At 41.7% G+C, this 10,514-nt stretch carries 5 protein-coding genes; all 5 read left to right on the top strand.

Going from position 1 to position 10,514, the window contains the following annotated elements; genetic code table 11:
- Nucleotides 1-31: 31 nt before the first annotated feature.
- A complete protein-coding gene (locus tag HZA08_04075) occupies nucleotides 32-2,452 on the top strand; it encodes an RHS repeat protein (GenBank protein MBI5192608.1) in 2,421 nt (806 codons plus the stop codon).
- A 95-nt stretch (nucleotides 2,453-2,547) separates the two neighbouring features.
- Nucleotides 2,548-3,090, top strand: coding sequence for a hypothetical protein (locus HZA08_04080; protein ID MBI5192609.1), 543 nt, complete (start codon nucleotides 2,548-2,550; stop codon nucleotides 3,088-3,090).
- Nucleotides 3,091-3,323: 233 nt separating this feature from the next.
- Complete coding sequence (locus HZA08_04085) at nucleotides 3,324-4,655, top strand: hypothetical protein (GenBank protein ID MBI5192610.1); 1,332 nt, start codon at nucleotides 3,324-3,326, stop codon at nucleotides 4,653-4,655.
- A 280-nt stretch (nucleotides 4,656-4,935) separates the two neighbouring features.
- Nucleotides 4,936-8,349, top strand: a complete 3,414-nt coding sequence (locus HZA08_04090; GenBank protein ID MBI5192611.1) for a DUF4215 domain-containing protein — start codon at nucleotides 4,936-4,938, stop codon at nucleotides 8,347-8,349.
- A 377-nt stretch (nucleotides 8,350-8,726) separates the two neighbouring features.
- Nucleotides 8,727-10,514, top strand: a 1,788-nt coding sequence (locus tag HZA08_04095; protein ID MBI5192612.1) for a DUF1566 domain-containing protein, incomplete at its 3' end; no start/stop codon positions are given.

The following is a 10,514-nucleotide window of genomic DNA, read 5'->3' on the forward strand; positions in this document are numbered from 1 at the left end:
ACTGAAACAGTTGGTCAGTGAGACAAACCCGATGAGCGAGACTACATCTTACACTTATTATCCTGATGGGAAGCAGCAGACAGTCACTTCACCTGGTGGCAATGTAACGACCTCTATCTATGATACAGCAGACCGTCTGACCGGCATATCTGACTCTGTAGGAGTGGTAGCTGCCTATAGTTATGATGCCAACGGGAATCGCCTGACGTCCACAGATGGTAACGGGTTTACTTCCACTAATGTCTATGATGCCGCAAACCGTCTGGTATCTGTGACTGACCCGATGTCCCAGTCTACTGCTTATTCTTATGATGATGCGGGGAATCAACTGACTGTGACAGACAGAAATAGTAATACAACCTCGTATACTTATGATGCACTGAACCGGCGCATTATGACAACTGACGCCCTCAGCAATCTTACTATCCACTTATATGATCCTGTGGGTAATCTCACCATGATTACAGATGCAAAGGGGAATTCTACAACATATTCCTATGATGCCTTGAACCGCCTGCTTTCAGAGACTTATGCAGACCTCACAACAAGGGGCTTTTCTTATGACGTAGTAGGGAACATGCTGACAAGGACAGACCAGAATGGAAATACTACTGCCTATATTTATGATGACCTTTACAGGCTGACCCTGCGTAATTATCCCGGCATAAACGACGACTCCTTTACTTATGACAGTGCAGGAAGTATGCTTACAGCGGCCAACGCCAATGCCGCTATCTCCTATGCCTATGACAATGCAAACAGGACACTATCCGAGACTTTGAATGGAAAGGCCACATCATACATTTATGACATACCGAACCGCAAACGTACCCTTACATACCCCGGCGGAAAGAGCGTGACCGAGGAGATGAACCTCAGGCAGAGGCTCAATAATATAAAAGAGGGCTTAAATACCATTGTCCTGTACAGCTATGATGCAGGTAACCGGCTTGTTGGGAGGGACTATCCCATGAACACAACAACCGCTGCATACACACATAATGCCAACAACTGGACTACAAATCTTACACATCTTGCCGGCATTACACCTTTTACAGATTTTGAATATACTTTTGACAATGAGGGGAACAGAAAATACCAGAAGAAATTTCATTACCTCACCAACTCAGAGCAATATCTCTATGACAACATCTACAGGGTGACGGCGTATAAAGAAGGCACCCTCAATATCAGCGGGACTATACCGGCACCTCTTACCCAGACGGCTTATAACTATGATGCAGTCGGAAACCGTACTTCTACTAATAAAGATGCAACAATTACCACCTACACAACCAACAGTGTTAATGAATATACGGCGATAGTCAGCGGCGGGGCTGTATTCCCTCTCTATGATTTAAACGGCAACCTTACTAATGATGGAACAAGGGCATTTAGTTTTGACTATGAAAACCGCCTCACAGATGTAGCCCCAGGTGCAATTTCTTACAAATATGACCCGCTCGGCAGACGCATAGAGAAGAACGTCGCTGGTACTATAACACGATACTATTTTGACGGCTCAAGGGTAATTGAGGAGCGGGATGGTCTGGATGTTGTGGCAGCTACCTATACATTCGGAAGCTGGATAGATGAGATACTTACTATGGACCGTAGCGGCAACACATATTATTATCACCAGAATTCCCTCGGGACTGTTTCTGCTGTGACTAATAGTTCAGGAGTTATTGTTGAACGTTACGAATACGACGCCTACGGTGAGACAACAATACTTGATCCTTCCTTCTTATTTCGTTTATCTTCTATAATTTCAAATCAATTTATGTTTACAAGCGGAGTATTTGATATGGAAACTGGTTTATATTTCTACAAAACTCGATATTACGATCCTAAGTCAGGTAGGTTTCTTCAAAATGAAATAGGCGAAGATAATATACACCTACTTGCTGTTAATAAATATAGTTATGTAGAAAACAACCCTCTAAATTACAAGACCAATAACGGGAAAGTACTTTTACCCAATTTGAGTAAGGAATTTGAGGAGGTAAACGGTAAAACTTGGTGTGATATAAACACAGGTACAATGGTGACAGAAATTTATAATAAAAAATGTACCAGAGTATGTACTGAAGAACATGAATCTGATCACAGAAACTACAGAGGCCCATGTTGTGCATTATTTAAAACATGTTATGATAATGCAGGAAAAGATATTGGGGAACAAGCGAACTGCATTGAGAAGTATAAAAATTGGATTAAGGAAACGAGTGCATTCTCTGAGTGCAGAGCATATACTGTAAGTGTCAACTGTGCTGAAAGGGAACTGAAGAAATGCGATTGTACATTAAAAGATCATGCAGGAGGTGACCATCAAATTGGTGAACATTATAATAAAGAGTGTTGTGATATCTTTAAAGAATACAAAGGGAGTGTAGAGAAATCTAAAAAGGAGAATTGTGATAAAGCAAAAGATAAAGCTTGTCCTTTTTAAAAATGTCAAATACCAGAAAGATAAGAGTTAGTTTAGTCATCACATTAAATATAATATGTTGTTTTTATTATGTTGTAACCCAAGCAAAAGATTTTATGTATGATACTAAAGATAGAATTAAGACAAATCTTAATCTTAAAGGATATATATTATATAAAAGTTTTACTGGTTCTGCAGGGGAACCAGTTGAAGCCTTTTTACGATTGTTTGCAGTCAAAGATGGAGAGAAGATAAAAATAGAGAAGGCATCTGATTTCTACAAGGTTATACGAATAATAAGGAATGAGCAGGAAGCATTAGATTTGGTACGATTTTTTACAGATATAAATAATCATTTCTTATTTAATGATATAGACTATATAGAAGTATATAAAATACCCAATGAAGAAGATCCTGGTTTTGGGGAATTAAGGGAAAATGAGTTTAAAAAGTTTTTTTTAAAGGAACCATCAGTTTATGTTGAGAAAGGGAAATTTATCATTGAACGAAATCTTATAAGGTATCCTAATGGGAAGAGATTGAAACAGTTAGTAAGATCAAAGGAAACAGTTACCTTGGATGGTCATTACTTTTTTGAAGTCAAGGAAGTAATAGCTGAAGGTGAGTCGATAAAGATCCTTTTGAAATATTATGAGTAAAAGAGGCTATTACAAAAACCTTCTCTTCCATGAAAATGTTAATACAGAGGTTTTGCAACATATTAATAAAGACAGGATTCACACTTTACTGAGAATGACGAATTCATCATATCTCAGACTTTTATAAAAGTCTTAATTAATAAAAGAAAAAAATGGGATTGATTTACTTAAAGTATTGCAGCAAATCAAGAAGAAAAAGAACATAATATATAATAACTTGAGGAATATCTATCATGATGGATCAAAGAAGACTACTTATATGTTCAATATTGCTCGCAATATTTATTACTTCGCATGTACCTGCCGCGGTAGGTTGGTATAATCCTTGCCCATCATGTGAAGGTTCTGTCCTTGACCCTCTTGGCTGTTGTGAAACTGTAGATGCATGTACAGCTCCCACAAGCAAGGCGGCCTGTGACCTGCTTTCTGGAAAATTTTTCATGGGCGATATGATTTGTGATTCCGAGACCAGATGTGAGAAATCTACTGCCATCCGCCTCTCCTCTTTCAATGTTTCAAAGGGGGAGGGCAGTAACCTCATCGTTTGGTCTACCGGAGCAGAGATTGATACTGAAGGCTTTCACATCCTCCGCAGTACATCTTCCATCGGGCCATATAACAGAATAACACCTTCAATGGTAGCAAGTACCGGAGGTGGGTTTAGCCGAGGAAGGTATAGCTTTGTGGATGCTTCAGTTGAAGAAGGCAAGAGCTACTATTATAAACTTGAAGAGGTGGATACACGCGGAAAACTGGCGCAGTATGGACCGTTATCGGCAGTAGCAAAGGCGAAAGAGATAGCAGTAAGAAGTGAGCAGTTAGCAGATCAAAAGATTGAAGACATTCAACAACAAACACCCACACCCCTCCCCTCCCCCCTCAAGGGGGAGGGTGAAGTGGAAAGTGTCGTAAGATCAACTTACACAATAGTTGCCTACGCAGACGGCCCTGTGAAATTTCTTTCTGGTGAAACGGTAGATGATGAAAGGGTGGCGGGGATAATAAATGAAGAGGCCGGGGAGCAGAAGGTAGAAGCAGAAAGCCAGATGTCAGAAGTTAGAGGTAAGAAGTCAGAAGTAAGAAGTCAGAATGAAGAAAAAACAGAAAACAGTAGTGATGATACAGTTGCAAAAAATGAGATTGCTTCGGCTTCGCCTCGCAATGACGGACACTCCCCTGAATCCATACAGTTCAGGATTATTGATGCAGAGGGGAATGAGGTGGCAATAGCCAGTGTAGAGGGAAAAGGAGAGAAGTCAGAAGTTAGAAGTCAGAAGTTAGATAAAGAAAATCAGGATTATCTGAAATCAAAAAGATACGCAGACCGTATCGAACTCACTTGGTATGCCTCTGAACCTGTAAAAGGCTTCCATATATTACGCAGTACAAAGAAAGACGGCGAATATCAAAAGATAACAAAGACAGTTATACCATATCTAAGCACAGGGCAGGATGGGAAACTATTCAAATATAACTATGTTGATGCAAAGGTGGAAAAAGGGAAAGAGTATTACTACAAAATTGAGATTATAAGTAACATGGAAAATAAGACAGCCTTGCGTTAAGATTTTCGGATGAACCGTCATGAGCCAGGGATCACAAAGGGCCATGAAAATCAGCGGGACAAGAAAGTCCCGCCTATCCTCAATTTGTTAATGGATAGTCGGGGTTTCCCCCCATTATGTGGATAGGCGGGGTTTTCTTACCCCGCCGGAAGGGATTTTCGGATGAACTTATTTTTTAACTTAAAAAAATACCCACTTGGGTAATAGACAAGGGATAAGATAACTGTTATAAAAATACAAAAATAATATAATCTATACCCCAGATTGAGGCAGCTTTGTTATGAGAAGAAGGTTATTGCGACTTGGTATTTTCTTCGTTTTTTTGCTTCTGTCCCTTTTTGTTTCTTCACAGGTGGTATTGTCGGCCACAGGCAATGAATTTATCTGGACAGATGAACCGAACTATCTCAAAGGGGATACTGCCCACATTTACGGGGTCGGATTCACGCCTTATACACCCGTCCTTATAAAGATAACCAGACCTGATAGCAGTGTTGTTACCGGTAATGGTACAGAGACACCCGGCAGTGACACCATTATAACCAATGTGGATGGTAACTTTGCGTACACTTATTATGTAGATCATATACTGGTAGAAGGTGTTTATACGATAGAGGCTATTGATACAATCCCCAACCCTGATGTGATACTCGCATCTAACAGTTTCCTTGACACTGCCCAATTTCTCCTTCAGGGTTGTTCATGGTCAAAAGGAGATTGCACTCAATCAGCCCTGCCTTCATGGGCAAATGGTGTAACCCCCATGAACGGTTGGACATCCGGTGTATTAAAGGGGTGGACTGAAGGCAACTATGTCCCTTACCGCCTCAGGGTTAATCTTCCAAAACCGGGAGATGCCGGTACTTATTATATGACCAATGAACATGATAATCTCAGGACGGGAATCCCGGGAATAGATACTACTGCTGATTATTATGTAGGAAAGATGAGTGATGGTTCTCTAACCAAGAACTGCACATTTCAGCCTACCCGTGCCTTTGGGGATAATCCTATAACTTCAAATCCTTGTATAATTACAGGTCACACCTACACCGGTTTAAACGATGACCCCCTTAATGATTCAAACGTAGATGAAGAGATTACCAATGGCTTAGATAATGACTCTGATGGGTTGATTGATGAAGACCCTGCCGGCAGTAGTTCACCTTCACGGAAGATACAGGATACATGGGCAGTCCTCTTTGGGTCATCAGAGGCAGGAACCTATAACAGCAAATGGGCATTATACTGGAAGGCACATCTTGCTATCGGTTCATCAGGTTTTCCGGGTGCAACCCTGCATGGCAACAGTACTGCAACCGGTTCACAGGATGTTCCCATTAAAAAGATAGAGGCGCTTCCTCCTGCAATCTGTGGTAACGGTATTCCTGAAGGCGGGGAGCAGTGTGATGACGGGAACATTATATCAGGTGATGGATGCAGTGCGGTTTGTGTCATAGAATTCTGTGGTGATGGAATTACTCAGGCTGGATTAGGTGAAACATGTGATGATGGAAATAATATGAATGGTGACGGATGTTCATCTACTTGCCAGATAGAGCCGCCGCTGCCCCTTTGTGGTAACAATATTGTTGAAGGCGTAGAGCAATGTGATGACGGGAATAATACATCAGGTGATGGATGCAGTGCGGTTTGTATTATCGAATATTGTGGTGATGGGGTACTTCAGGCCGGCTTAGGAGAAACCTGCGATGATGGGAATAATCTGAATGGTGATGGATGTTCATCAACATGCCTGATAGAACCGCCGCCTCCTGCCTTAGCAGACCTATTTATAACTAAAGGTTATACCGGCACTGTAAACCCTGGCAAAACACTTTCATTTACTCTGAGTTACGGCAATACCGGCGGTAGTGATGCCTACACCACGGTAATAACAGATGACTATGACCAGAGTTATATAATTCCTTCAAATATTTGCTGTGGCGGGATTGATGACGGCAACAAGATTACATGGAGCGCCGGTACAGTTACAGCCGGAAGCGGACCTTTTGTACTTACTTATGACGGCAAGATACACGACAGCACTCCTGATACAAATGCACACATGCCTATCGGGATTACTCATGTAGTTAATACTGCTGTTATAACCACTACATCTTCTGATTCTGACCTGTCTGATAATATTTCTGTTGCAGACATATTGGTTGATGCAGAACCGAACCTTTTTGTTACCAAGACCGTTAACTCTGCATCCACTGCCTTGATAAAGCCGGGAGATACAGTTACCATTGTACTAACCTACGGCAATAATGATAATAATGATGCACCGAATGTAGTTCTTTGTGACAATTATAATCAGTCCTACCTGGCGCCTGTTGCATTAACAATTTCTGCAGGCGGGGTTGATAATGGAGATAAGATATGCTGGGGATTAACATCAGATTCATTACCGGGTGTTCTATCTGGAACACGAACACTCCCCGGCATTGACCCTGTGGTTTCCTATAAGGCAGTAGTTATTGACAGCCCGCTAAGTTGGACGGATTCGGCAACAATAACCACATCCGATCCGGAACCTGCATTTAAACTTGCAAACAATACATCATCCGTTTACCTATATGTCGAAAAGCCGACGGCTATAAGGCTTTCTTCATTTGATGCTGAACTATCGGATGATAAGGTCATAATCTCATGGAGAACCGGATCTGAGATTAACAGTGAAGGATTTTATTTATGGAGAAGTACATCTCCAACAGGGAATTACGAAAAAATTAATCCTATATTGATTTCAAGTAAGGGGAGTCCTGTAAGGGGAGAAGTTTATCAATATATTGATTCAACAGCCGGTACATTGTGTCAGGAAAAGTGTTATTACAAACTTGAGGAGATAGATTCAAGAGGAAAGAAAAGCAGTGAGTATGGTCCGGTTACAGTTATAGCAAAGCACGACCCCGACATAAATGGTCATAAGTCAGAAGATGAAGTACAGAAGTCAGATGATGGGAGCGGAGTAAACAGCAAACAGTCAGCAGATAAATTAGACGGTATTGTAAATCAAGGCAAAGAAATCAGCAATCCCAATCATGAGTTTACTTACACAATTGTCACTGACCCAAACGGTACAAGCAAATTCCTTTCAGGTGAAGAAGCGGATAATGCTATATTAATGAATATAATGAATGAAATGTCCATGAACGTGCCGCTAACAAACGTTGATGAAAATAGGCGGGACAAGAATGTCCCGCCTATCCCTAATATATATCAGGATAGGCGGGGTTTTCTTACCCCGCCGGAGGGATTTTCGAATAATACGGCTCCAGTAACCATCGCCTTCAGGATAATTGACTCAAATGGAAATGAGGTTTCAGTTGCAAGCATAAAGAAGTTAGTGGTCAGCAGTAAGCAGTTAGCAGATGATAGGCCAGAGACAAGAAACAGTTTTGTAGCAACACAAAATAGAGATTCACTACATGTCAGTCGGGATGAAGAAGGCAATATACTCACGTGGTACGGCAATGAACCTGTCAACGGTTTCCATATATTGAGAAGTGAAAGCAAGGAAGGACCTTATAGACAAATTACAGCAACATTAATTCCGTCGTTTAGATTTGCTGAGAAAGACACTATACTGCTTTATACCTATATTGACTCATCACTGGAAAAGGTTAAGGAATATTTTTATAAATTGGAGCCTGTAGCAGTGATTAATGACATAACGGCATTGCGTTGAAATTCCCCGATTTCTTATAATAAACGTAACCGTTCGCAGTTGACAGTTTACAGTTAACGGTTAAGAAAAATATAAAAGTAAGATGAAATTGTGGGCGCTTCTTTTGAAGATTTAGAAGTTGTCAATTTCAAAAATGCTCCAAGCGTTACATAACTCGTTGAAAAACCGTGAACCGTAAACTGATAACTGTGAACGGTTACTAATAAACATTCTTAATAAAAATTCTTGACAACGAATTATTAGAATACTATAGTTCAATTAACTTACCTCACCTTTGTAGATTAATTGACAATCTGTTAATTTAATTTCAAGGAAAACTGCGATGGATATCAAAAGAAATATAACTCTATTGTCTTTAAAATTAGGAGGGTACTGTTATGCCTAAATCATATATTCATTATTTTAATTTCAATTCTATAACATTATATTTTTTTACTATATTCCTCTCTATATTTATTTCATCAAATGCATTTGCAATAGACCTTCCTAAAACAGGACAGACGACCTGTTATGACTCGGCAGGGGCAGTGATTCCCTCCTGTGCCGGGACAGGACAGGATGGGGAGATTCAGGCCGGTGTAACATGGCCGATCCCAAGATTTACAGACAATTTAGATGGAACGGTTACTGATAACCTCACAGGTTTGATATGGGCACAGGATGCTAATGCGCCTGGGCCTGTAGCATGTTCCCCTTCCACTACAAAAACATGGCAGGGTGCATTGGATTATGTGGCTTGTCTGAATACAAATAGCTATCTCGGTTATACTGACTGGCGATTGCCGAATGTCCTCGAGCTTCAGAGTCTGGTCAATACGGAGCAAAGCAATTCAGCTACATGGCTAAACTCGCAGGGATTCAGTAATGTGCAGTCTTACAATTACTGGTCGTCTACTTCTTACGCCCGCTATCTGTACAGTGCGTGGGACGTCGGTATGTGGGGTGGCGACATGGGCTTTAACTCTAAGTCCTTCGACGGCTTCTACGTGTGGCCAGTACGTTCATTTGGTTCTTCGGTCATTCAGCTTCCAAAAACCGGCCAGACGACTTGTTATGATTCGGCAGAGGCAGTGATCGCCTGTACCGGCACAGGGCAGGATGGGGAGATTCAGGCCGGTGTTGCCTGGCCAAGCTCACGATTTATAGACAACAGCGACGGCACAGTCACCGACAACCTCACCGGCCTGATATGGACGCAGGATGGCAATGCACCGGGGCCTGCTACATGCTCTACTGCCGTATGGAAGACATGGCAGGATGCACTGAATTATGTAGCTTGTTTGAATACAAATAGTTACCTTGGTTACTCAGACTGGCGATTGCCCAATGTCAATGAGCTGCGAAGCATGATGCATGTCGGGCAGTCTGATTCATCTGTCTGGCTTAATTCGCAGGGTTTTAATAATGTGCAGTCCATCACCTATTGGTCGTCTTCTTCTAGCGCCTCCTACCCGAGCAATGCTTGGGTCGTTGGTTTGTGGGTTGGCTACGTGGGCGACGGCGGTAAATCCTTCGATCTTTACTATGTGTGGCCGGTACGTACCGGCGAGGTTGGCACAATTGAAATTTGTGATGGCATTGATAACGATCTTAATGGGCTGATAGACGAAGGTTTTCCTGACTCGGATAGCGATGGCCAGGCTGATTGTGTAGATACTGATGATGATAACGACGGATTGTCTGATTCTGTAGAGACCAATTCAGGAACCTTTATTGATCCAAACGATACTGGGACAGACCCGCTCAACAATGATACAGATGGTGATGGATTGCCGGATGGTTGGGAGGTTCAGTATGGTTTAAATCCATTAGACTCTTCAGGTGACAATGGGGTAAATGGTGACCCTGATGGGGATGGTTTTTCTAATATCCAAGAATACCAGGGGGGAAGTAATCCTTCTGATTGGAATAGTATACCGAACATGGATACTGACCTTGATGGTATTTCAGATTCTGATGAGATAACTATCTATAGCACAGACCCGAACAATCCTGATACGGATGGGGACTGGATATTTGATGGATATGAGGTGAGTAATGGATTAGACCCTCTGGTTATAAATAATAAGGCTACGTCAGATACTGATGGGGATGAGTGGACGGACTGGCAGGAGTTTGTACTTGGTACGAATGCGAGTGATCCGAACAGTGTGCCTGTGCCTGTA

Source organism: Nitrospirota bacterium (assembly GCA_016212215.1).
Taxonomy (GTDB): Bacteria; Nitrospirota; 9FT-COMBO-42-15; order HDB-SIOI813; family HDB-SIOI813; genus JACRGV01.